Genomic DNA, 21,820 nt, shown 5'->3' on the forward strand with positions numbered 1-21,820 from the left:
CTCACTGCCAAAGGAAGTCCGGCCCCGTGCTCTGGGACGTCAGCTTGAGCGTCCCGTCAGGCTGAACGACGTAGGTCTCGAAGACGCGATAACCGAAATCGCCAAGAAAGGTATTCTTGACCACCGTTCCGGGACGATAGGGCGAATGGACGACTTTCCCGCCATAGGTCAGGCTACCCGGAAGAGGCAGCGGGTTTCCTGAGCTGGCGCAGGCCGAAAGGGCGGCGAAGAGAACGGCCATGAGCACGTGCTTCACAGGACTATCTCCTCCAGAAGGCATCGGCCGCCGAGCGCGGCCGATTTCACTATGACAGCACGACCTTGCTGCTGTCGAAATCTTTGCGTCGGGCAGCCTCCGCCCGCGAGAGCGCGCCGACGATCCTCTCATCGGTGAAGGGCTTGGAGATCACGTCAAGCGCGCCTTCGATGCCGTGACCGACATTCTCGGGACGACCGGTCACGAAGATGACGTCGACCCGGTGGCGGTCGATCAGCCGGCGCGCAAGCTGGGCGCCGGTCATCCCATCGGAGAGACTGAGATCGACGAGCGCAACATCGCTTCTTTGCGCGTGGGCGAGAGCCTGCTCCATCGTCGAGACCGGCCCGATTGTCTGGTGCCCGGCCTCCTGCGCAATGCGTTCGAGTTCCAGCGCGATAATATTCTCATCTTCAACGATCAGGACGTTCATGTTTAGCCTCCCTCATCAACATTGCGGGCAAGCTGCCGGCAACCGGTACAACGCATTCTCCGCCGAATGTTTCCACTTTGCATTGAATTTCTTTCACGGCGTCATATGCCACCGTTCAGTGATGCCGTTGCGCCTGTTCGCATCGGAAATCGAACAGAGGGTAGTAACAAGTGTGACCGTATTCCCCGGAACCGTCGGTCGCAGCCGTGGCGCGTGAGTGGTGTTGCCTGGGCGAGCGTCCATTAGCACAATCTTGTTTACGAATGGGACGCGTGCTAAAACGCCACAAACGGCGCATGCAAACCCCAATCAAGCCGAGATCGTGCCCGTGAATATTCATATCGCGACTTTGGCTGCGCTTCTCATCGGCGCCGTGCCATCATCGGCTGGCCCTTTGGATGAAGCGGCCAAGGACGGCGATCTCGCCCGCGTCGAACAGTTGCTCGACCGAGGCGCCGATGTGTCGGAGGCCGATGAGGCGGGTGAGCCGGCGCTGATCATAGCGGCTTTGGCGGGGCATGCCGATGTCGTGGCTCTTTTGCTGGACCGCGGCGCCGACATTGAAGCTCGCAACAAAGGCGGGCTGACTGCATTGCATGCTGCAGCCTATGCAGGAAATCTGAAGGTGGTGGAACTGCTTGTCGCAGACGGGGCTGATGTCAACGACAGCAAGAATTTCTATCAGATGTCGCCCTTGCATGGTGCCGCCGAGGAGGGCCACGCCGACGTTGTCGCCTTTCTGTTGACGAAGGATGCAGACGTCGAAGCGACCGAAAGAAACGGCTATACGCCCCTCACTCAGGCCGGGTGGCGGGCGCATTGGGATACGGCAAAATTACTCATGGAAGCGGGAGCAGTCTGCCAGAAAGCCGAGCTTGTTGGCGAACCGCTCTACAAGGAATGCACCAAACGGCAATAGGCTTTCGCCGGAGTAAAAGACCGCATCCGGAAACGGAGCATCTTATGTCTTACCATATGCAAAAATGCGGAATGCTGACGGCAGTGGCTCTGGGCGCTGCAGTCATGCTGCTCTCCTTCACGCGGCCCGCGGGGGCCGAAGATTTGGTCAATACCGGCTATTTCGGCGATATCGCGATCAAGGGCTACGACCCGGTCGCCTATTTCACCGAAAACCAGGCCGTCGAAGGGTCCGAGGACTATTCCTACCGCTGGCTTGGCGCCACCTGGCATTTTTCCAGTGCTGAAAATCGCGACCTCTTCAAGAGCGATCCTTCCAGATACGCGCCGCAATATGGCGGCTATTGCGCCGATGGAGTGTCCTTTGGAACGGTGACCACCAATATCGATCCGAAAGCCTGGCGGATCATCGATGGCAAACTGTATCTCAGCTATGATCCCGGCGCGGCGGAAGGCATGGAGAAAAACCCGACCAAGGTGACCGACTCCAAGAAGCATTGGTCCGAAGTTCAACAGACGCTGATTTCGGAGAAGATGCACACCGTCTGGCAGCAACCGGCGACGAAATGAAGCCGCATCGCCCGGCACGTCAGGGCGGTGACGAAAAGAACGTCAGGGCACGCGGCGTGACGTGGATGTAGGGCCTGTCGCCCTGCTCGCCTGTGGTGTTGCGGTAAACATATCCACACACCATCCGGTCGAGGAAATAGCCGTCGAATTTTTCGCAGATTCTGTCGCCTCGCACCTCGATCGTGCCGGTGATGTTGGTATTGGCACTGCGATAGGCGGTATTTCCGTCCTTGTCGAAATACTGGATGAAATCCGTGCCGTTCTTGTGTTTGCCGGTCCAGCTCTTGCCATCGACGAGAGTGCGCAGCTCCGCCTCGCCGAGCCTGTCGGCTTGATTGCCCGTAAAACCGAAGGGCCATTCCGGAATGCCGGCCTTTCGCAATCCGGCCAGATGACGCTGAAGATCGCCGTCCCGCCAATAATCATAGAGATAGCCGTAATAGGTCAGATTGCTTTCCGGGAAGAGCTCCAGCAGCTTTGCCCTCTCCGCCGCGGCCCTGGTGTCATTGCCCTGATCCGCATAGGCAGCCGCCAGATATTCGCGCGCCGGCTCGACCTTCGGCAGCCCATCGAGCGTCGGCTCGATCAGCGAGATGGCGCGCCGATCGTCGCCCGCGGTATAAAAGACGATCCCCGCCAGCAGTTGAAAGCTCGGGGCCGGCGATGGGTCGAGCCGTAAGGCCTTTTCCATCTCAGTGACGGCCTGGCCGCTATCTCCGGTGTGGACCTGAATGAGCGCGAGATTGGCGGCGGCCTCGGCATCGTTCGGCTGCATCGCGACGGCCATATTGGCGGAATTCCTGGCCTCCGTCTCGCGCCCATCCACCCATTGCAGCAGGGCAAGGACGGTGTGCGCCCTGGCATTGTTGGGATCGAGCTTCAGCGCCTGTCCGGCCGCGTCATAGGCGATCTTGCGGGCAACGGCCGCCGACCAGAGATAATTATAGTCGTTGCGCCAGACATCGACGGCGACCCGCGCGATCCCCGCATGGGCATTGGCAAAGCCCGGATCGAGGTCGATCGCCTTCTGATAGAAGGACAGCGTCCGGCGATAGGTATCGACATCCCTGAAGATGAAACCCTCCTGCTCGGCCCTCATGTAATAATCATAGGCTTCGAGATTTTCGGTCGGGATTCGAGCCAGTTGGTCGCGCTCGCGCGCGCTGAGCTTGACCGACAGGGCCGCGATGATCTTGCCGATCACATCATCCTGAACGGCAAACAGATCGGTATACTGGCGGTCGTAGCGCTCCGCCCAGAGCGACAGGCCGGTAACCGCGTCGATCAGTTTGACATTGATCCGCAGCCGCTGCCCGGCCCGCTGCAATGTCCCTTCGAGCACATAGTGAACGCCAAGTTCGGCGGCCACATCCTGGATCTTGCCGACGGAGCCCTGGAGGGCGAAGACCGAATGGCGGGCGATGACGAAGAGGCCCGATACTTTCGACAATTCGGTGATGAGATCATCGGTCAGCCCCTCTGCGAGATGGTCGTGCTCGGTATCGCCGCTGACATTGATGAAGGGCAGAACCGCGACCGACGGCCTGTCCGGCAACGGATAGGCGAAACCTTCGCCGGCCCCCGGTCTTGCCGGCATCCACGGCTGCCACCAGAGTGCCGCACCGGCGAGAGCGAGGATGACGGCCGCCGCGATGCCGGCAACGAGGGGCCGCATCGGCAGGCGCCGGCGGGTTCTCAGCGTTTTGCCGGCCGCGACGGGATCGAGCAGGACGCGATAGACCCGGACCGGTTCGGTGATGCCCTTCAACCGCTGCTCGCCGAGCGACGCAAAACCGACCGGGACTTTCGATTTTACCTGGTCGTAGGTCGTTCCCGAGATGACGATGCCGCCCGGCTCCGCCAGCGCCTGCACGCGATCGGCGACATTGACGCCGTCGCCCTGGATATCCCAGCCCTCGACGATGATATCGCCGAGATTGATGCCGATCCGGAACTCGAGCCGGTGTTGCGGGAGGGCTACGGCATTACGGCTGGCTTTCCGTTGCTGAACCTCCACCGCGCAACGCAAGGCATCGACCACACTCTGGAATTCGACCAGCAAACCATCGCCCATGGTTTTGACCAACCGGCCGTGATGCCGCTCGATCGCCGGCTCGAAGACATCATCCTGATCCGCCTGGAAACGCGCACGCGTGCCCTCCTCGTCGATCCGGCTCAATCGACTGTAACCGACGACATCGGCGATCAGGATTGCTGCAAGACGGCGCTCCATCCCCGGTCTTTCCTGGAGAGCGAATGTATTGTTAACAACATCCTACAGTAGGTCCCATCACGATGCTATCGCCGGCTCGCGCGATATTCGACCTGGCGGTGATCTGCCCGATGAGAATGGGCCGCACGAAATAATTCGAGCCATCGTCGACTTCGATGATCGGGAGAGTTGCCAAAAGCAGGCGAGTAGCGGAAGCTTGTTCCTTGGCGAGAACAAGATGATTTTAGGTCGGGTCGGCCTGAAGTCTTCCTGTTCCACATTAAATAGTGGGAGCATGATGTCATGAGAAAACCGCTCTCACGTTTCGGCATCATGCTCTGGGCGACGGATTGTTCGATATGACGACAGCCTCAACAAATGAGCCGGCCAGGCACGGCAGCGCCAGAATCTGCCGCGGCTGTTGGGACCAGATGCATATGCCGATCCCGATCGGCGGCCCGCTCGCGCTTCCCTTCCGCGCCTTCGGCATCACCCGCAGCAAGATGAACCCCGATATCTGCACGATCTGCGAGCGCTCCTTCCAGTATGTGAAGAAGCAGCGCCAGATCACCGTCGACGCCACTATCCTGTTTGCCGATATCCGGGGCTTTACCGATCTTTCCGAGCGCATCGAGGCGGTGCAGTTGAGCGAAATCGTCAGCCTGTTCCAGGATCGCTGCGCCCAGGCGATCTGGGCGCATGACGGCATCGTCAACAAGCAGATGGGCGACGGCCTGATGGCGATCTTCAATTTCCCGATCGTCAGCAGGGATCACGCCGCCGCCGCGATCTTGGCCGGGCAGCAGATACAGCGGAACTGCGCCGCGGCGCTGAGCAGCCTGGCGCTCGAGCTATTGCCCGGCCGCACCCTCGGCGTCGGCGTCGGCATCCATTCCGGCGAGGTCCAGATCGGCGAATTCTCGACCTTCCGCAGCGATTTCACCGCGATCGGCGGCGTCGTCAACCAGGCCGCAAGGCTGGAATCCCAGGCCGCAGCCGGGGAGATCCTAGTCTCGGCCGAGACGGCCGCCAAAGCTCCCGACCTCGCGGCGGGCGCAGAAACGCGTATGCTGGCGCTGAAGGGCATCGAGCAGCCGGTGCAGGCAAGCGTGCTGCTCAAGCGCTGAGCGATTGCGATTGCGATTGCGATTGCGATTGCCGCCTTCTCAAAACATCATCGCTCCGTCAACATGTCAGCCGCAATTTCTCAAGCTGTGATTGCGAAACACATCGGATCACAAGCAAGTTAATCCTCCGGAAACAAACATCGCTTATCTCTAAGCTGTTCTAACAGCTGGGGTATCTCATGGGCAGTTTTTCTCTGTTTCACTGGTTGATCGTCTTGATCCTGATCGGCGTGCCATTGATCTTCATCTTCAGAAAACCGCCGGCCGGGCCGAACCGCTTCGGCGGCCTGCCGCAGGCCATGGGTTTCGGCCAGGCGATCGCAAGCTTCTTCAAGAATTATGTGACCTTCAGCGGCAGAGCGAGCCGATCGGAGTTCTGGTATTCGACGCTCTTCGTCCTTCTCGTCGGGATCGCTTTGTATGTCGTCGATCGGAGCGAAACCTTGAATCGGATCTGGTCTCTGGCCACGTTTCTTCCGTCGATCGCCATGGCGGCACGACGCCTTCACGACGTCAACCGGAGCGGATGGCACCAGCTTCTCGGACTATTAGCTCCCATCGGAACGATTGCAGTGCTGGTGTGGTATTGCAAAGCGCCGACGGCGGATCATTCCAGGGAAGCCGTGTTTGCTTGAGCAAAGTGTGCCTCGCGGACTGCGCAATGCGCAGTTCGCTTAGGGACCGCCTCCTACACCCACTCCGGCAAGAAACCCGTCGCTCGAAATACTATTCTGCCCGGCCGTCAACCAGCGGCCCCGGAACTCGCCGCCGACTGCCGATCGACCATTTCGATGGCCTCGACACATTCGACGACATCCCTCGATGGCCGTTGCGTGAGGTATCTCTGGTTTTGATGGCGTCCGAAAGGGACCGGCGAGGCTGGCAAAGACCCCCGCCTCTGTCTCAGTACTTCATGTTCCGCAGTTCCGGAAAATCATAGTAACGCAGCCGCTTGTCGTGGCAGCGGTAGTCGTCCTTTTTCAGGTACAATATCATGTCGTGCTGCAAGCCCACGCCGATATAGGACCAGTTTGGGTAGGCACGTTCCGTCGTCCGCGTACAATAAGCATATATCTGCTTTTCCGGATCAAGCAGAACCACGCTGGAAATCTCGGCCTTTACGAAGTTCCCCGCTTTAATGGTTCCCCGCAGAGCATCGACGTACTCGCGTCGGACCGCGTTGGAGGGCGGACGCTGGGAATCTGCAACGGATTGCGGCGCAGGAGTTTGGCAGCCGGCCAGTGCCAGCAGGGCAGCGTAAGCAATGAATTTGATCTTCATTCAGTTGAATCTCCTATTTCGACGTCGATAGATCGGCCTTTTCCAAAAGGCGATGGCTGCAAGCAGCAACGTCACATCCCGTACTTCGAGGCTCCGCCCTGCGGCTAAGCACTCCGCATGAGGAAGGTTGGAGAATGCCGCGCCCCCGCAATGCTGGAAGCATGTCGCGCCGCCGCTCAACAAAGCCTCGAACGGCGACGCGGCCGGAGCCCTCGCCCTGTCAGGTCTTCATGCCGTTCATCTCAGGAAACGGGTAGTAACGCAGCCGCTTGTCGCGGCAGCGATTATCATTCACCGTCGCGCCTAATATTTTGTCATCCGTGAAGGAGACGCCGAGATAGGCCCAGTCTCCCCAGCTGCGCTTGGGCACCACCCGCACACAGTAAGCGTAGATCTTTTTTTCAGGATCGAGCAGAACCACACTGGAGATGCGGGCCCATACGACTTCTCCCGCTTCGTGCCGGTAGGTTCTCTTGAACACGATGTTGATGAAATTCTGCCGGACGTCACTCGAGGGAGGACGCTGCGAATCCGCAATGGATTGCGACACCGGCGCATTGCAGCCGGCGAGAGCCAGCAGCGCGGCGCAAACAAGGACTTTCAATTTCATTCAGCTAAATCCCTAAAAGAATCGGAGCGCAAACGCTGCCTATTCCTACAAACACAGCGAGAATAATATTTGCAATACATCGTGGGAATATTGCTGCTGCTGCGGGATACCGGCTGCGTGACGCGGATATATCAGCGTTGGCTCATCTACACTGAGGGATTCAAAACAGAGCTTCCGGCCCCATCTTCATCATTATCGTGGATCGCCACCCCGGCTTCCAGCGCCGCCAGGATAAAGGCCTGCCGCACCGTCTCGGCCGGCATGCGGCCGGCAAGCCAGGCACGGCAGAAATCGACCGCCCGCTGCTGATGGACGCCGCCCTTGACCGGCCAGTCGGAGACGAGTGCGTAAAGTGCATCCTGCGGCGATCGGAGAACCATTCGTTCGCCGCTATCGAGATCGATGGTGATCGGTTTTTTCCAGAAGGCGGAATGGTCGCTAATGGCAGTCGCACCTGCAGCTCAATTGACAGGAAACTAACTGCGGAAGGCTGATTTCGGTTCCAGTGCGGGGCCGGTCGATGATGCGCCGGCAGTTGATGGATGCAAGGAGTAGCCCTCGAGCGCGTGCTTCGAGGCTCCGCCCTGCGGGCTGCGCGCCTCAGCATGAGGGGCTTGGGAGGATGCCGCATCGATAAGCGGAAAAGCCACCGTTCGCTGGGTAGGCTATAGGGAGATCGCGCCAACGCCTGAGAGAGCCTCACCCTCAGGTGCCCCGCCAGGGGCCTCGAAGGGCAATGCGGATGGCGCCCCGACTGTCAGCCTGACAGCTTGCAGCCCTTGCTCATGCCAGCGGACTGCATGGCCGAGACCTTGCCTTTAGACGCGGCAATTTCCCCTTCCTTGTCGCCTCCGGCCACGCTGCCGATAGGGACGCCAACGAGGAAGACGCCGAAAGCATCGCCGTTCGCTGCGCTGATCTGCTGCTTGGAAAGGTCGTCGAGCTTGGCCTTCTCTTTCTTGAGTTCCACGCCGAGCGCCTGGCAACTGAGATTTGTATAGGCCGCCATCGGAATATCGACCTGGACGATGGCGTCAGGACGTTTGGCGCAGCCGGCAAGTGCCGCGGTCGCTGCGAATGCAATGATGATCTTGTTCATGAAATTTTCGGTCCCCAATTCCCGCAGCAGCTGTAACATCGCCGCGCGCGTTGCGGGAGGCGGCCCATCCTTCAACCACAGACTTTTATTTGTGGGTCGGTACTTCCGAAAGCGGATTCGATTCCGGTAACCGGGGTCAGCACTCTCAGCCTGATTGACAGCTCGCTTTTCGCCTGACCTGGGCAATGGCGAACAAGGGAAACGCGCTTTCCGTGCAGATATCATCCGTCAGAGCGCGGCAGTCAAAGCTGCGTCGGAGATCTTCCCACAATTGATAGCCGGAGTTTTGCATGATAGCGGGCACGCCTACCGCCCCGTTAGTTTCCGCGCTTGACCTCCGCGCACGGCCTCTACCTAAAAGCCCGACTGCTATGCAAAGGAGGCTCCGGTGTCGGTACCCATTGAGGACTACGCGCTCATCGGCGATTGCGAAACCGCCGCACTCGTCTCGAAGAACGGCTCGATCGACTGGCTCTGTTTTCCGCGCTTCGATTCCCCCTCCTGTTTTGCCGCCCTGCTCGGCGCTGGGGATAACGGCTTCTGGTCGCTGTCACCGTCAGGTGAAAATGTCCGCGTCACGCGCCGCTACCGCAACGACACGCTCATTCTCGAAACCGAGTTTCAGACCGAGACCGGCGCCGCCGTTCTCATCGACTTCATGCCGCTTCGCGATGGCACGAGCGATCTGATGCGCATCGTCGAGGGCAAGAGCGGCACTGTCGCCTTCGATATGGAGCTCAACCTTCGCTTCGATTACGGCCGAACCGTTCCCTGGGTCACGCATGGCGAGGATGGCGGCATCACCGCCATTGCCGGCCCGGACAGGCTAACCCTGAATTGCGCCGTCCCGCTCGAAGGCCGCGGCCTGAGCACGGTCGGCTCCTTCCAGGTTGCCGCTGGCGAGAGCCAGATCTTCACGCTGACCTGGTCCCCCTCGCATATGCCGCAGCCGGCTCAGCGGCAGGTGGAATATGCGCTGCCGGACACGGAGGAATTCTGGTTATCCTTTGCCGCGGCCTGCCCGAAGGTCGGCCAGTGGACGGAACAGGTCAAACGCTCGCTCATCACGCTCAAGGCGCTGACCTACATGCCGACGGGCGGCATCATCGCCGCGGCGACGACCTCCCTGCCGGAAAAGATCGGCGGGCCGCGCAACTGGGACTATCGCTATTGCTGGCTGCGCGACGCGACGCTGACCCTGCTCGCCCTGATGAAACTCGGCTACTACGAGGAAGCCAGCGCCTGGCGCAAGTGGCTGCTGCGGGCGGTCGCCGGCGCCCCGGCGCAGATGCAGATCATGTATGGCGTCGCCGGCGAGCGCAATCTGCTGGAATGGCAGGTTCCCTGGCTGAGTGGCTACGAGGGCTCGACACCCGTGCGCATCGGCAATGCCGCTGCCGAACAGGTGCAGCTCGATGTCTATGGCGAGGTGGCCGACGCCATGCTGCAGGCCCGCAAGGGCGGGCTTCCGCCGCATCACCGTGAACGCGAACTGGCGGCGGCCATTCTGCCCTTTCTCGAAAAAATCTGGGTGGAGCCCGATGAAGGCATCTGGGAGGTGCGCGGCCAGCGCCAGCATTTCACCTATTCGAAGGTCATGGCCTGGGTGGCCTTCGACCGCGCCGTCCAGATTGCCGAGGCGGATGGCGAGCCCGAGGCCGCCGCACGTTGGCGCACGCTCGCAGATCACATCCATGCCGAGGTTTGCGAGAAGGCTTTCGATCCCGAACTCGGCTGCTTTACGCAGGCCTATGGCTCCAAGGCGATGGATGCCAGCCTGCTGCAGCTCGGCATGGTCGGCTTCATCCCGCCTGATGATCCGCGCTATGTCGCGACAGTCGAGGCGATCGAGCGCAAGCTGCTGCGCGATGACCTGCTGCTGCGCTACGAGACGCAGGAGGTGGACGACGGCCTGCCGCCCGGCGAAGGCGCCTTTCTGGCCTGCAGCTTCTGGCTCGTCGACGCCCTCGGCATGATCGGCCGCCGCGACGATGCGCTGCGCCTGTTCGAGCGGCTGCTTAATATCTGCAACGATGTCGGGCTTCTGGCGGAAGAATATGATCCCGCCGCCCGCCGCATGCTCGGCAACTTCCCGCAGGCCTTCAGCCATATCGGGTTGATCAACAGTGCGTTGAACCTCGCGCGGCTGGAGGGGCCGGCGGACCAGCGTTCGGCTTGATGAGTGTAGAACCGCTGAAGAAAGACCCCGCCCCAACCCCCTCCCCACAACGGGGAGGGGCTTAACCTACCGCGCCGGCTTTCCAAAGCCTCAACGTTTCGGAAGAGGCAAGGCGGTGCCGCCGGATTAGCCCCTCCCACCTGTGGGGAGGGGTTGGGGCGGGGTCTTTTAGTATCACGCGACCGGGAGACTATTCAAAAATCCGAACGATTCATTCGTTTCCCTTTTGTACTCTATCCCTCTTCCCTTTCGCGCTGACTCTCTCCATATTCGCGCCATGGCCAAATCTCCGAAGAAATCCCCCGCCCCGAATGGCTTCGAGGAAGCCCCTCAATCGTCCTTCGAGGGCGCGCCGCTCTCCGGCTCGGTTGCCGATTGGGTGAAGCAGCTGGAGGCCGATGCGGAAGCCTCGGGCGTCGAGACCCAGCGCCAGATTGCCTCCAAGGCCGGCAAGCATCGCAAGAAGGTGGAGATCGCCGCCTCGAAATCGGCGCGCGGCACCTCCATGGGCGGCTCCACCGATCCGAAGACGCGCGCGGCGGCCGGGCTCAATCCCGTCTCGGGCATGGATACGACGCTGGAGGAAGCCTCGTCGCTGCAGGCAGGCACCGCCGTCACCGCCACCGTCGAGGCGCTGTCGGCGCTGATCGAGAGCGGCAATCCGCTGCACAAGAACGGCAAGATCTGGACACCGCACCGCCCTGCCCGGCCGGAAAAATCCGAAGGCGGCATCCAGATCCGCATGCAGTCGGATTACGAGCCGGCCGGCGACCAGCCCACCGCCATCCGCGACCTCGTCGAGGGCCTGGAGAACGGCGACCGCAGCCAGGTGCTGCTCGGCGTCACCGGCTCCGGCAAGACCTTCACCATGGCCAAGGTGATAGAGGCGACGCAGCGCCCGGCCGTGATCCTGGCGCCGAACAAGACGCTGGCCGCCCAGCTCTATTCCGAATTCAAGAACTTCTTCCCCGACAATGCGGTGGAGTATTTCGTTTCCTACTATGATTATTACCAGCCGGAAGCCTATGTGCCGCGCTCCGACACCTATATCGAGAAGGAATCCTCGATCAACGAGCAGATCGATCGCATGCGCCACTCGGCGACGCGCTCGCTGCTCGAACGCGACGATTGCATCATCGTCGCCTCGGTTTCCTGCATCTACGGTATCGGCTCGGTCGAGACCTATACGGCGATGACCTTCCAGATGTCGGTCGGCGACCGGCTCGACCAGCGCCAGCTGCTGGCCGACCTCGTCGCCCAGCAATACAAGCGCCGCGACATGGATTTCACCCGCGGCTCCTTCCGGGTGCGCGGCGACACGATCGAACTCTTCCCTGCCCACTTGGAAGATGCCGCCTGGCGTATCTCGATGTTCGGCGACGAGATCGACGCCATCACCGAGTTCGACCCACTCACCGGCCAGAAGGTCGGCGACCTGAAATCGGTGAAGATCTACGCCAATTCGCACTATGTCACCCCGCGCCCGACGCTGAACGGCGCCATCAAGTCGATCAAGGAGGAGCTCAGGCTGCGCCTCGCCGAGCTGGAGAAGGCCGGCCGTCTGCTGGAGGCCCAGCGCCTGGAGCAGCGCACCCGCTACGATATCGAAATGCTCGAAGCCACAGGCTCCTGCCAGGGCATCGAGAACTATTCGCGCTATCTCACCGGCCGTGACCCCGGCGATCCCCCGCCGACGCTGTTCGAATATATCCCCGACAACGCCCTCGTCTTCATCGACGAAAGCCATGTCACCGTGCCGCAGATCGGCGGCATGTACCGGGGCGACTTCAGGCGCAAGGCGACGCTGGCCGAATACGGCTTCCGCCTGCCCTCCTGCATGGACAACCGGCCGCTGCGCTTCGAGGAATGGGACGCCATGCGCCCCGACACCATCGCCGTTTCGGCCACCCCCGGCGCCTGGGAGATGGACCAGTCCGGCGGCGTCTTCGCCGAACAGGTGATCCGCCCGACCGGCCTGATCGACCCGCCGGTCGAGGTCCGATCGGCCCGCACTCAGGTGGACGACGTGCTCGGCGAGATCCGCGAGACATCGGCCAAGGGCTACCGCACCCTCTGCACCGTGCTGACCAAGCGCATGGCCGAGGACCTGACCGAATATCTGCATGAGCAGGGCGTGCGCGTCCGCTACATGCACTCCGACATCGACACGCTGGAGCGTATCGAGATCCTCCGCGATCTCCGCCTCGGCGCCTTCGACGTGCTCGTCGGCATCAACCTTTTGCGTGAAGGCCTCGACATTCCCGAATGCGGCTTCGTCGCCATCCTCGACGCCGACAAGGAAGGCTTCCTGCGCTCCGAGACCTCGCTGATCCAGACGATCGGCCGCGCCGCACGCAACGTCGACGGCAAGGTCATCCTCTATGCCGACAATGTCACCGGCTCGATGAAGCGGGCGATGGAGGAAACCAGCCGCCGCCGCGAAAAGCAGATGGTCTACAACGCCGAACACGGCATCACCCCGGAATCGGTCAAGGCCAGGATCTCCGACATTCTCGACAGCGTCTACGAACGCGACCACGTCCGCGCCGATATTTCGGGCGTCTCGGGCAAGGGCTTCGCCGATGGCGGCAACCTCGTCGGCAACAACCTGCAGACCCATCTCAACGCGCTCGAAAAAAGCATGCGCGACGCCGCCGCCGACCTCGACTTCGAAAAAGCCGCCCGCCTCCGCGACGAAATCAAACGCCTCAAGGCCGTGGAACTCGCCGCCATGGACGACCCGATGGCGCGCGAGGAAGCGAAGGCGATGGAAGGAAAAGGCGGCCGCGCCAATGGCAAGGGCAAAGCGGCGGCCTCCAGCAGCAGCCCTCATGGTGAGGAGGCCCAGGGGGACGTCTCGAACCACGAGGGCGGGCGTGGAACCTCCTACTTCTCAAGACCCAGCCTCGACGACATGGGCCCAGGCACCGACATGACCACGCCCCTCTTCCGCAAACCGGACCTGGACGACATGGGCCGCGACATCGCCGAACCCGCCAGGAAGAGCCTCTTCCGCAAAAACGACCTAGACGAAATGACCGTCGGGCGGACGGAAAAGCCGGTGATCGGCCACGTGCCGGAAAAGCCGGATGCCGCCAAGGGCACCAAGCGGTTTTCACCATTGCTTGAAGGGCAGCCGGAACGCGATGACGTGCGGCCGGTCGTGCGTGGGAAGACGGGTGTCGGGAGCTATGAGGACCCGGGTGAGCAGAAGCGCAAGGGGCGGACGAAGGGGAAGACTGGGCGGCCGGGCCGGTGATGAGAAGAAAGCCGTGCTAAACTAATGGCGCGCGACGATCTGCCCGAGCACCGGCACAGGGACCTAATAAATGAGAGTCTTTGCCGCAGCCTTGATTGTCATCAAAGATGGGATAAACATTGTCACAAGTCCTCCCCCAAAACATGCTGCGACCAAATATCTGACCAGAACGAAACGTCGATCATTAGCCAGATAATAGAGTCTGGCTATATTGATCAATTGATCGCTCATTTCTGGAAGACTAAATTTATCATTCTCCAAGACAGATATCGCCGTGGAAATAGCGCCACCGTATCATTGAACGACTTGCGGTATGTCTGGCCCGCCGCGTTCGGCCGCTTTGCTCTCGAGGCGCACAATCCAGGCATCGGCAATACCACTGAGGAGCAGGACCGAAAAATGGCTGAATGCCTTGGAACGCCACTGCGGAAAATATGGGCGCATGTTTAGCTTATCCCCGCTCCTCTTCTTATGAAGCCAACCAACAGGGCGAGGAACCATGGAGTTGAGCGCGTTTCTGGCTGATGTGGAGTAGTGGAGGCATGCCCTCTCTCCCCTCATTCCTGTGCTCGTCACAGGAATCCAGCCACCGCGCGTCCGCGCGGTGAATGACCTCACCTCGGTAAAGGCTTCTCCCGCGCCCAAGGACTTGGGCGCACTGAATTCCTGTGACGAGCACAGGAATGTCGAAGGGGAGGTGGTCGCTCTGCCGCGATCCTGGCGAAGGAGTCAGCAACTCCACCTAAACGCCCCATGCCCTTCCCCCTCACCCAATCACAACCCTCCCCTCCCCAGCCACCAGCGCAAAGTAAATCCGCTCCACCCGACAGGCCGCACTCCTGGCACTCGCCTCATAGCCCGCCGCCGGCCATCCCAGCCGTGGGCTGCCATCGGCCGCAACCAGCCAGTACCAGCGCTCGTCGAACCCGGTCAGATCGATCCGGAAAATCCGCCCCATGCAGGCATCGCCGTCAAAACCGATGAAATCGTCACCCGGCTTTTCCTTCCATGCGTGACGCCATTTCCCCTTCGGCCGCTCGCCGTTGACAATCGTCTCCCAGCTCTTCCAGCCATTATAGTCCGACCGCGCCGTCAGCGAGCCGTCATAGGGTTTCCGATCAAATTCCATGCCGCCTTCCAGAAAGACGGCGACCGACTCGCAGACAACACTCCACGCTTCGTCCTGGCGTGATGTCAGCCTGTAGGCAAGTTCATCGGACACATTCCGCAACGCCTGTGCGATGGCGAAGGCGACACCTTCCCTGGTTGCCGGCCGGCCGTTCGCCTTGATGTCGAGATAGGTGCAGAGGAAATCGGCCGCGTCGCCGGCAATCGCGTCGATGACATCAAGCTTCCGGCGCTTGCCGATCTCATAGCCGCCGAAATCCCGGATCCGGCGCTGTGTCTGGCGGCGAAGGACATTGTTGAGGAACGACCTTAACAGCGTTCCGATATCGTCTTGCATGCGTGGTCCTCTCCTCGCGAGGATGTTTTCTGCCGCATGGTTGCGTGAATGGCTCCCGCCCGAGCCAGTGAGAGTCAGAGCAATTGCGGACGCAAACTGCGACGCGCCATTGCCTGATTTGTTTAGATCAGCGTCGGTTCCGGATCGTCCTCGACTTCCTCGATGATCTCAGGCCCGTCATTCCTCGGCGAGCCGACGCCGCGGCCGATCTTCCACATCGTCATCAGCTCGGCCGGGAACGGTGTCATGAGATCTCCGGGATCGGGCTCAGCTGACAGCCACCTCTCGTAATCCTCGCGATGCAGAATGACGGGCATGCGGTCGTGAATCGCCGCCATCATCTCGTTCGGCTCGCAGGTAACGATGGCGAAGTTGCGGATCGAAACCGCATTGTCGTCCTTCCACGTCTCCCAGATCCCGGCGAGCGCAAAGGGAGAGCCGTCCTTCATCGCGATGGCATAGGGTTGCTTGTTCCTGCCGGTGCCGTGAATGTCCTTCCATTCGAAGAAGCCGTTGATCGGCACGAGGCAGCGGCGCGACCGGTATGCCGAACGGGACATGCCGTTGGAGCCGATCGTCTCGCATCGAACATTGACCGGCGGCGGCCTGCCGCCGGGCTTGGCCCAGGGAGGCATCAAACCCCAGCGCGCAGTCACGAATATCGGGCCTGACGTATCGGGTTCGCGGATGATATCCCTGATGATGATAGGATAATCTTGCGACGGGGCGCCATTCCAACGGGGAAAGCGGTTTCCAAGCCCGTCGATATCCCCGCCCTTGACGGCAAGGGCGAAATTGCTGATCAGTTCTTCAAGCGATGTCTTGACGAAGATGCGTCCGCACATAAGCCCTCCCTACCGGCTGAGAATGCTGGATGTTCTGATTATGTTCTCATCCGGGACATCGTCAACAAAGCGTCAGTTGTGTTCCATCAACAATGCCCTTAGCCGCTCGGATCGGACGTGAGATCCTGTTGCGTTGACGAGAGCCGTTCACCGCACAGAAGGGCAATGGCTGCATTCTTGTGACAAGCTCGGGAACCACCGACCAGAAGTTGGCGGCCTTTGTGTCGAGGCTGAGAGGAGCCGGTTCGACGCAACAATCAACCCATTGCGAAACCGGCAAAACTGGCGGAGAAGCAATCCCGGAGAGTTTCTCGATGAAGGAAGCGGAACGCCCATGCCAGAACTCCGCATCGACCCCTTCCCCTCCGCCGCCGAATTGAACGCCCTCTTTTCCGCCGCCTGGGGCACCCTGGCGCCGCGCGATTTCACGCCCATCCTGTCCCGCAGCCTCGCCCACATCGGCGCCTACCACGACGACAGGCTTGTCGGCTTCATCAACGTCGCCTGGGATGGCGGCGTCCATGCCTTCATCCTCGATACTTCGGTCCACCCCGACATGCGAAGGCAAGGCATCGGCACACGGCTGGTCCGGGAGGCGACAAGGGTTGCGCGGGAGCGCGGCGCCGCGTGGCTGCATGTCTATTTCGAGCCGCACCTGACCGGATTCTACCGCGCCTGCGGTTTCAGGCCGACGAAGGCAGGACTCATCAAGTTGGCCTAAGCCCGAAACACTGGCCCCGAAAATGCCGCTGCACCTCGACGCCGTTTCAGCTATGATTCCTCGCTCATCGGAGGAGAGCCCGCATGCCTCTGCCCACATTCATCCTCGCCCTCGCCGTGTCGGCGCTCGCCGCCTTGCCCGCGTCGGCAGAGACCTACAAGACACCGAAGGCGCTGCTCAAGGCGCTCTACAGCTACAACACCGACAACAGCGATGCCGAGGCGCCCTCGCCCTATTCGATCTTCTTCTCCGACCATCTGAACGGGCTCCTCCAGGCCGATCTCGACAACACGCCGGAAGGTGATGCCGGCGCCATCGATTTCGATCCTGTCATCGCGGGCCAGGATGGCGTGGCCAGCGACGTCAGGATCGGCCAGCCGATCCTGCTGGATGACAAGGCCGAGGTGGAAGTGGAATTCGAAAACGGCCAAGAGGTGACGCTGTTCTATACCCTGGTGCGCGAACACGGCGGCTGGAAGGTGGACGACATCGCCAACCAGAAGGGCGATAATCCGTGGAGCCTGAGCGGGTTGCTGGGGGATGCGCAGTAAGGGGCTGATGAGAGCTGGTCGTCTGTCTGCTGCCCTACGTTCGTCACGGCAATCGATTCACTGGATCGATCGCTCCGCTTCGCGGATCGCTTCTCACCCTCACCATGAGGGCTGATCGCGGTGCCTCTATATTCCCGACAGGCCCCGGCAAAATCCGCCTCCGGCTATCGAATCTGCCGCTCATCTCATTCCGGCACAGAATCCCGATATGGCACAGCCGTGCAAGGAACCGCTAACTCTTCCTCAAGTATCTGAATCTTCGGCATTTCCTGACATCGATGCAGGCATGCCAAAATAATCCCGCTTGCCTTTTGCCCGAAAAGCTGGCACCAATTCACCTACTCGGGCATTTGCATGCCGGTGACTGGACTGATGTGGTAATCCCTTCCGTTTGGAAGGCGGCGCGGGACTACCCGCCTACGTAGACGTTCTTTCCCCGTACGTGACTTCTCCGACTGACCCTTCGTCCCAATCGATCGGGGCGAAAGCTAAAGCCGTCCGCTTCCTCTCGGGGGCGCGGATACTACACAGACTAAGGGAAAAGGACGATCCCAATGGCCACCAAGGGCACCGTAAAATTCTTCAACCAGGACAAGGGTTTTGGTTTCATCACGCCGGACGGCGGCGCTAAGGACGTTTTCGTCCATATTTCTGCGCTGCAGGCTTCTGGCATCCAGTCGCTGCGCGAAGGCCAGCAGGTTACCTTCGACACCGAGCCGGACCGCATGGGCAAGGGCCCGAAGGCCGTCAACATCTCGGCTTCGTAAGTCAGATTTCCGCTCAGGCGGCATAAACGGCGCTCCGCAAGGGGCGCCGTTTCTGTTTGGTGTCGAGCGGCAGTCATTTGTCGATCGCGCGGCCAAGTGTTATATGCGCGCGGATGGATGATCCCGCCCGTAGGGCGTAGACCGCGCGATGCAATGGCACCACACGAACCAAGGAACAATGGAACGTCGATGACCTATAGCAGGCCGATTTTCGCCGTGGCCCCGATGATCGACTGGACGGATCGGCATTGCCGCTATTTCCACCGGCAGATCAGCCGGCAGGCGCTGCTCTATACCGAGATGGTGGTGGCCGATGCGATCATCCACGGCCCGCGCGATCGGCTGCTCGGCCATGACGCCGCGGAGCACCCGCTGGCGCTGCAGCTCGGCGGGTCGGACCCGGCAAAGCTTGCCGAGGCGGTGACGATCGCCGAGCCCTATGGCTATGACGAGATCAACCTCAATGTCGGCTGCCCCTCCGACCGCGTGCAGTCCGGCACCTTCGGCGCCTGCCTGATGCTGACGCCGGACACGGTGGCCGAGTGCATCGCCGCGATGAAGAGGGTTGCGACCGTGCCGGTGACGGTGAAATGCCGGATCGGCGTCGACGAGCAGGAGCCGGAACAGGCGCTGCCCGAGCTGATCACCCGCGTCCTCGATGCCGGTGCCGACGCGATCTGGATCCATGCGCGCAAGGCCTGGCTGAAGGGCCTGAGCCCCAAGGAGAACCGCGAGATCCCGCCGCTCGATTATCAGATCGTCTACCGGATGAAACAGCGCTGGCCGGATGTCTTTATCGGCATCAACGGCGGCATCCGCACGCTGGATGAAGCCGCAGCCCACCTCGAACAGGTCGACGGCGTCATGCTCGGCCGCGCCGCCTACCAGAATGCTGCAATCCTTGCCGACATCGACCAGCGCTTCTTCGGCGCGCCGGCGGTCGAGCCGGACTGGGAGGCGCTCTGCGGCCGGATGATGGCCTATGCCGAACGCCATATCGCCAGCGGCGGCCGGCTGCAGCACGTGGCCCGCCACATGGTCGGCCTCTTCACCGGCCTGCCCGGTGCCAGGCGCTACCGCCAGATCCTCTCGACCGACGCGGCCAAAAACGGTGCCGGGCCGGAGGTGCTGGCCGCAGCCTTTGCCGCAGTGGATTTTTCAGGAACGGAGCAGGAGGCGGTCAGCGCCTGACGCGACGTGATGTCTCGTCATGGCGCCGATGCGCGGCGTCATGAGCGCGCCATCGGCAGCAAGATCTTCTGCTCGATCCGGCCCGCCACCGAAAACACCAGGATCTCCGTCTCCCTGCCGATCCGGCTGCCATCCATCAATCGGACGATATCATCGACGCCGCCGACCGGGCTGCCGTCGATGGCGAGGATGTAGTCGCCCTCTTGCAGCCCGCCCTTTGCCGCCGGCCCCTCCGGTTCGACACGCCGGATGCGGACGGAGGTCGTCTGCACCGTGCCCGCGGCAAGCGCCACCCGGCGCGGCAGCACGATGGTGTCGCCTGATATGCCGATGAAGGCGCGCCGCACCTGCCCATAACGGAGAATTTCCGAAACCACGAAATTGGCCGTGTTCGACGCCACGGCAAAAGCGATGCTCTGCGCGCCCTGGATGACGGCGGTATTGACGCCGATGACTTCGCCGCTCGAAGACACCAGCGGCCCGCCCGAATTGCCGGGATTGAGCGCCGCATCGGTCTGGATGACATCGTCCATCAGCCGGCCGCTGGCCGCCCGCATCGACCGGCCGAGCGCCGAGACGATGCCGGCGGTAACCGTCCATTCGAAGCCGAGCGGGTTTCCGATCGCGATGGCGATATGGCCCCGGCGCAAGCGCTGGGAATCTCCGAGCTTCGCCCAGGCGCCGGTGCTGGTATTGGCGCAAATGAGGGCAATATCGGTATCCACATCGCGGCCGAGCACCCGACCCTCGGTGACGAAGCCATCGGGCGTGGTGATGCGAACGGCCTTGGCGTCGTCGACGACGTGGCTGTTGGTGATGATCAGGCCGTCAGGCGAAATGGCGAAGCCCGAACCGTGCCCCTGCCGGCCACCCGCCCTCTCGATCCGGCTGACCGCCGGCCCGACGATATCGACTGCTGCTGCGATCGATTGCGAATAGGCATCGATCAGCGCCCCGTCATTCTGGGGCGCGATGTCCTTGTCCATGTAACCCATTGTTTGATCCTCAGGCGGCAGTAACGGCCGTTCCGCCGCCGGCGAAGCGGTCGCGGTTGCGACGGTTCGCCATTGTGCTGTTGTGTAAGGATTAGATGGTTGGGCGTCGATCCGCGTTCAAGTGAGCGCCGGCGGCGGGCCTGCAATGCGGCATCCTCCAACGTCCCCCATCCCGCGCGCTGCCCGCAGGCGAAGCCTCGAGGGACATGCCGCAGCGCCGCTTCGCGCATATCGCCTCTGACAGCCGAGGACCCGCCTCGCCCTTCGAGGCTCCGGCCCTTGGCCTGCGCACCTCAGGGGGAGGCTCTGTTGAGCGAAGAATCCCCTGGCCTAGACAAAATTCTGTTGTCAATTGAATATAAAGAATAGCTTGATGATAACATCAGCATATACCAACCTGACCGTGCGCAACCGTGCCCATGGCCTTGTCAATTTTGCCGGCAACGGCGCAAATTCACCCCGCCTTCATCCAATCCAACCCAACCAAGGGAATCAAAAGATGAGCACAGTCACCACCAAGGACGGCGTCGAGATCTTCTACAAGGATTGGGGGCCGAAGACCGCCCAGCCGATCATGTTCCATCACGGCTGGCCGCTCTGCTCCGATGATTGGGACGCCCAGATGCTGTTCTTCCTCGATAAGGGCTACCGCGTCGTCGCCCATGACCGGCGCGGCCACGGCCGCTCCACCCAGGTGGGCGACGGTCACGACATGGATCATTACGCCGCCGATGCCGCGGCTGTCGTCGAACATCTCGATCTCAGGAACACCGTCCATATCGGCCACTCCACCGGCGGCGGCGAGGCGACCCATTATGTCGCCCGCCATGGCCAGCCGCAGGGCCGCGTCGCCAAGCTCGTCATCATCGGCGCCGTGCCGCCCATCATGGTGAAAACGGATGCCAATCCCGGCGGCCTGCCGATCGAGGTCTTCGACGACCTGCGCCGGCAGCTCGCCGCCAACCGCTCGCAATTCTACCGCGACCTGCCGGCCGGCCCGTTCTACAGCTTCAACCGGCCGGGCGCGAAAGTGTCGGAGCCTATCATCAACAATTGGTGGCGCCAGGGCATGATCGGCGGCGCCAAGGCGCATTACGACGGCATCAAGGCCTTTTCGGAAACCGACTTCACTGAAGATCTCAAGATCATCACCGTGCCGACCTTCGTCATGCACGGCGACGACGACCAGATCGTGCCGATCGCCGACTCCGCCCTGCTCTCGTCCAAGCTGCTGCAGAACGCGACACTGAAGGTCTACGATAAATTTCCGCACGGCATGTGCACCACGCATGCCGACATCATCAATCCCGACATCCTCGCCTTCATCAAGGGCTGATCCGT

General features: G+C 61.4%; 21 protein-coding genes. 11 read left to right on the forward strand and 10 right to left on the reverse strand.

All coding sequences use genetic code 11. The features are described from left to right. Position 1: 1 nt before the first annotated feature. Together QMO82_RS14225 and QMO82_RS14230 are read right to left on the reverse strand one after the other, a co-directional pair. Positions 2 to 256 carry a hypothetical protein gene (locus QMO82_RS14225; protein WP_183606934.1) on the reverse strand — a complete coding sequence of 85 codons (255 nt, stop codon included), beginning with the start codon at positions 254 to 256 and terminating at the stop codon, positions 2 to 4. A gap of 49 nt (positions 257 to 305) precedes the next feature. Further along, positions 306 to 689 carry a response regulator gene (locus QMO82_RS14230; RefSeq protein ID WP_183606933.1) on the reverse strand — a complete coding sequence of 128 codons (384 nt, stop codon included), beginning with the start codon at positions 687 to 689 and terminating at the stop codon, positions 306 to 308. Between the two features lie 328 nt (positions 690 to 1,017). Here QMO82_RS14230 and QMO82_RS14235 point away from each other — a divergent pair, with 328 nt between their 5' ends. Further along, positions 1,018 to 1,608 (forward strand): ankyrin repeat domain-containing protein, encoded by a 591-nt coding sequence (locus QMO82_RS14235; protein WP_183607677.1) that lies wholly within the window; start codon positions 1,018 to 1,020, stop codon positions 1,606 to 1,608. A gap of 44 nt (positions 1,609 to 1,652) precedes the next feature. After that, positions 1,653 to 2,177 carry a YHS domain-containing (seleno)protein gene (locus QMO82_RS14240; protein ID WP_183606932.1) on the forward strand — a complete coding sequence of 175 codons (525 nt, stop codon included), beginning with the start codon at positions 1,653 to 1,655 and terminating at the stop codon, positions 2,175 to 2,177. 19 nt (positions 2,178 to 2,196) lie between these two features. Here the strand turns inward: QMO82_RS14240 and QMO82_RS14245 are convergent, their stop codons facing one another. After that, a complete protein-coding gene (locus QMO82_RS14245; RefSeq protein WP_183606931.1) occupies positions 2,197 to 4,410 on the reverse strand; it encodes an adenylate/guanylate cyclase domain-containing protein in 2,214 nt (737 codons plus the stop codon). A gap of 338 nt (positions 4,411 to 4,748) precedes the next feature. On the opposite strand from QMO82_RS14245, the gene QMO82_RS14250 reads away from it, so the two are divergent. Together QMO82_RS14250 and QMO82_RS14255 are read left to right on the forward strand one after the other, a co-directional pair. Beyond that, positions 4,749 to 5,516 carry an adenylate/guanylate cyclase domain-containing protein gene (locus QMO82_RS14250; protein ID WP_183606930.1) on the forward strand — a complete coding sequence of 256 codons (768 nt, stop codon included), beginning with the start codon at positions 4,749 to 4,751 and terminating at the stop codon, positions 5,514 to 5,516. A gap of 179 nt (positions 5,517 to 5,695) precedes the next feature. Next, positions 5,696 to 6,151: a DUF805 domain-containing protein gene (locus QMO82_RS14255; protein WP_183606929.1), complete on the forward strand. Its 456-nt coding sequence runs from the start codon at positions 5,696 to 5,698 to the stop codon at positions 6,149 to 6,151. Positions 6,152 to 6,419: 268 nt separating this feature from the next. Here QMO82_RS14255 and QMO82_RS14260 read toward each other — a convergent pair whose 3' ends face one another. The 4 genes from QMO82_RS14260 to QMO82_RS14275 all read right to left on the reverse strand — a co-directional run bounded on the left by QMO82_RS14260 (position 6,420) and on the right by QMO82_RS14275 (position 8,506). Then, on the reverse strand, positions 6,420 to 6,797 hold the full coding sequence (locus QMO82_RS14260; protein ID WP_272782312.1) for a hypothetical protein: 378 nt from the start codon (positions 6,795 to 6,797) through the stop codon (positions 6,420 to 6,422). Between the two features lie 220 nt (positions 6,798 to 7,017). After that, positions 7,018 to 7,407, reverse strand: coding sequence for a hypothetical protein (locus tag QMO82_RS14265; RefSeq protein ID WP_183606927.1), 390 nt, complete (start codon positions 7,405 to 7,407; stop codon positions 7,018 to 7,020). A 146-nt stretch (positions 7,408 to 7,553) separates the two neighbouring features. Further along, a complete protein-coding gene (locus QMO82_RS14270; RefSeq protein ID WP_246718259.1) occupies positions 7,554 to 7,787 on the reverse strand; it encodes a DUF982 domain-containing protein in 234 nt (77 codons plus the stop codon). Between the two features lie 377 nt (positions 7,788 to 8,164). Further along, complete coding sequence (locus tag QMO82_RS14275; protein ID WP_097619213.1) at positions 8,165 to 8,506, reverse strand: lipoprotein; 342 nt, start codon at positions 8,504 to 8,506, stop codon at positions 8,165 to 8,167. Positions 8,507 to 8,894: 388 nt separating this feature from the next. Between QMO82_RS14275 and QMO82_RS14280 the strand changes: the two genes are divergently transcribed. Both QMO82_RS14280 and uvrB read left to right on the forward strand, forming a co-directional pair. Then, positions 8,895 to 10,685, forward strand: a complete 1,791-nt coding sequence (locus QMO82_RS14280; protein ID WP_183606926.1) for a glycoside hydrolase family 15 protein — start codon at positions 8,895 to 8,897, stop codon at positions 10,683 to 10,685. Positions 10,686 to 10,962: 277 nt separating this feature from the next. After that, a complete protein-coding gene (gene uvrB / locus QMO82_RS14285) occupies positions 10,963 to 13,944 on the forward strand; it encodes an excinuclease ABC subunit UvrB (protein WP_183606925.1) in 2,982 nt (993 codons plus the stop codon). A 766-nt stretch (positions 13,945 to 14,710) separates the two neighbouring features. Here the strand turns inward: uvrB and QMO82_RS14290 are convergent. Next, positions 14,711 to 15,409: a hypothetical protein gene (locus QMO82_RS14290; protein ID WP_183606924.1), complete on the reverse strand. Its 699-nt coding sequence runs from the start codon at positions 15,407 to 15,409 to the stop codon at positions 14,711 to 14,713. Between the two features lie 122 nt (positions 15,410 to 15,531). Further along, the gene (locus tag QMO82_RS14295) at positions 15,532 to 16,254 is read right to left on the reverse strand and encodes an SOS response-associated peptidase (protein ID WP_183606923.1); all 723 of its coding nucleotides are present in this window, start codon (positions 16,252 to 16,254) and stop codon (positions 15,532 to 15,534) included. A gap of 334 nt (positions 16,255 to 16,588) precedes the next feature. On the opposite strand from QMO82_RS14295, the gene QMO82_RS14300 reads away from it, so the two are divergent. The 4 genes from QMO82_RS14300 to dusA all read left to right on the forward strand — a co-directional run bounded on the left by QMO82_RS14300 (position 16,589) and on the right by dusA (position 19,484). Further along, a complete protein-coding gene (locus QMO82_RS14300; RefSeq protein WP_183606922.1) occupies positions 16,589 to 16,975 on the forward strand; it encodes a GNAT family N-acetyltransferase in 387 nt (128 codons plus the stop codon). A gap of 83 nt (positions 16,976 to 17,058) precedes the next feature. Beyond that, positions 17,059 to 17,526: a DUF3828 domain-containing protein gene (locus tag QMO82_RS14305; protein ID WP_183606921.1), complete on the forward strand. Its 468-nt coding sequence runs from the start codon at positions 17,059 to 17,061 to the stop codon at positions 17,524 to 17,526. 554 nt (positions 17,527 to 18,080) lie between these two features. Next, entirely contained in the window at positions 18,081 to 18,293 is a 213-nt protein-coding gene (locus QMO82_RS14310; RefSeq protein ID WP_003540801.1) for a cold-shock protein, read from the forward strand. Between the two features lie 189 nt (positions 18,294 to 18,482). Beyond that, entirely contained in the window at positions 18,483 to 19,484 is a 1,002-nt protein-coding gene (dusA, locus tag QMO82_RS14315) for a tRNA dihydrouridine(20/20a) synthase DusA (RefSeq protein ID WP_183606920.1), read from the forward strand. Between the two features lie 38 nt (positions 19,485 to 19,522). Here the strand turns inward: dusA and QMO82_RS14320 are convergent, their stop codons facing one another. Continuing rightward, entirely contained in the window at positions 19,523 to 20,479 is a 957-nt protein-coding gene (locus QMO82_RS14320; protein ID WP_183606919.1) for a S1C family serine protease, read from the reverse strand. Positions 20,480 to 20,978: 499 nt separating this feature from the next. On the opposite strand from QMO82_RS14320, the gene QMO82_RS14325 reads away from it, so the two are divergent. Further along, complete coding sequence (locus QMO82_RS14325; protein WP_183606918.1) at positions 20,979 to 21,815, forward strand: alpha/beta fold hydrolase; 837 nt, start codon at positions 20,979 to 20,981, stop codon at positions 21,813 to 21,815. The last annotated feature ends 5 nt before the right edge of the window (positions 21,816 to 21,820 follow it).

The organism is Rhizobium sp. BT04, from assembly GCF_030053135.1.
Taxonomy (GTDB): domain Bacteria; phylum Pseudomonadota; class Alphaproteobacteria; order Rhizobiales; family Rhizobiaceae; genus Rhizobium; species Rhizobium binxianense.

What these genes read in the sequence shown, in the direction of transcription:
- QMO82_RS14250 (WP_183606930.1), top strand. Translation starts at nt 4,749, where the DNA reads ATGACGACAGCCTCAACAAATGAGCCGGCCAGGCACGGCAGCGCCAGA.
- QMO82_RS14265 (WP_183606927.1), bottom strand. Translation starts at nt 7,407, where the DNA reads ATGAAATTGAAAGTCCTTGTTTGCGCCGCGCTGCTGGCTCTCGCCGGC.
- QMO82_RS14320 (WP_183606919.1), bottom strand. Translation starts at nt 20,479, where the DNA reads ATGGGTTACATGGACAAGGACATCGCGCCCCAGAATGACGGGGCGCTG.
- dusA (WP_183606920.1), top strand. Translation starts at nt 18,483, where the DNA reads ATGACCTATAGCAGGCCGATTTTCGCCGTGGCCCCGATGATCGACTGG.
- QMO82_RS14275 (WP_097619213.1), bottom strand. Translation starts at nt 8,506, where the DNA reads ATGAACAAGATCATCATTGCATTCGCAGCGACCGCGGCACTTGCCGGC.
- uvrB (WP_183606925.1), top strand. Translation starts at nt 10,963, where the DNA reads ATGGCCAAATCTCCGAAGAAATCCCCCGCCCCGAATGGCTTCGAGGAA.
- QMO82_RS14305 (WP_183606921.1), top strand. Translation starts at nt 17,059, where the DNA reads ATGCCTCTGCCCACATTCATCCTCGCCCTCGCCGTGTCGGCGCTCGCC.
- QMO82_RS14300 (WP_183606922.1), top strand. Translation starts at nt 16,589, where the DNA reads ATGCCAGAACTCCGCATCGACCCCTTCCCCTCCGCCGCCGAATTGAAC.
- QMO82_RS14255 (WP_183606929.1), top strand. Translation starts at nt 5,696, where the DNA reads ATGGGCAGTTTTTCTCTGTTTCACTGGTTGATCGTCTTGATCCTGATC.
- QMO82_RS14230 (WP_183606933.1), bottom strand. Translation starts at nt 689, where the DNA reads ATGAACGTCCTGATCGTTGAAGATGAGAATATTATCGCGCTGGAACTC.
- QMO82_RS14290 (WP_183606924.1), bottom strand. Translation starts at nt 15,409, where the DNA reads ATGCAAGACGATATCGGAACGCTGTTAAGGTCGTTCCTCAACAATGTC.
- QMO82_RS14295 (WP_183606923.1), bottom strand. Translation starts at nt 16,254, where the DNA reads ATGTGCGGACGCATCTTCGTCAAGACATCGCTTGAAGAACTGATCAGC.
- QMO82_RS14325 (WP_183606918.1), top strand. Translation starts at nt 20,979, where the DNA reads ATGAGCACAGTCACCACCAAGGACGGCGTCGAGATCTTCTACAAGGAT.
- QMO82_RS14260 (WP_272782312.1), bottom strand. Translation starts at nt 6,797, where the DNA reads ATGAAGATCAAATTCATTGCTTACGCTGCCCTGCTGGCACTGGCCGGC.
- QMO82_RS14245 (WP_183606931.1), bottom strand. Translation starts at nt 4,410, where the DNA reads ATGGAGCGCCGTCTTGCAGCAATCCTGATCGCCGATGTCGTCGGTTAC.
- QMO82_RS14310 (WP_003540801.1), top strand. Translation starts at nt 18,081, where the DNA reads ATGGCCACCAAGGGCACCGTAAAATTCTTCAACCAGGACAAGGGTTTT.
- QMO82_RS14270 (WP_246718259.1), bottom strand. Translation starts at nt 7,787, where the DNA reads ATGGTTCTCCGATCGCCGCAGGATGCACTTTACGCACTCGTCTCCGAC.
- QMO82_RS14240 (WP_183606932.1), top strand. Translation starts at nt 1,653, where the DNA reads ATGTCTTACCATATGCAAAAATGCGGAATGCTGACGGCAGTGGCTCTG.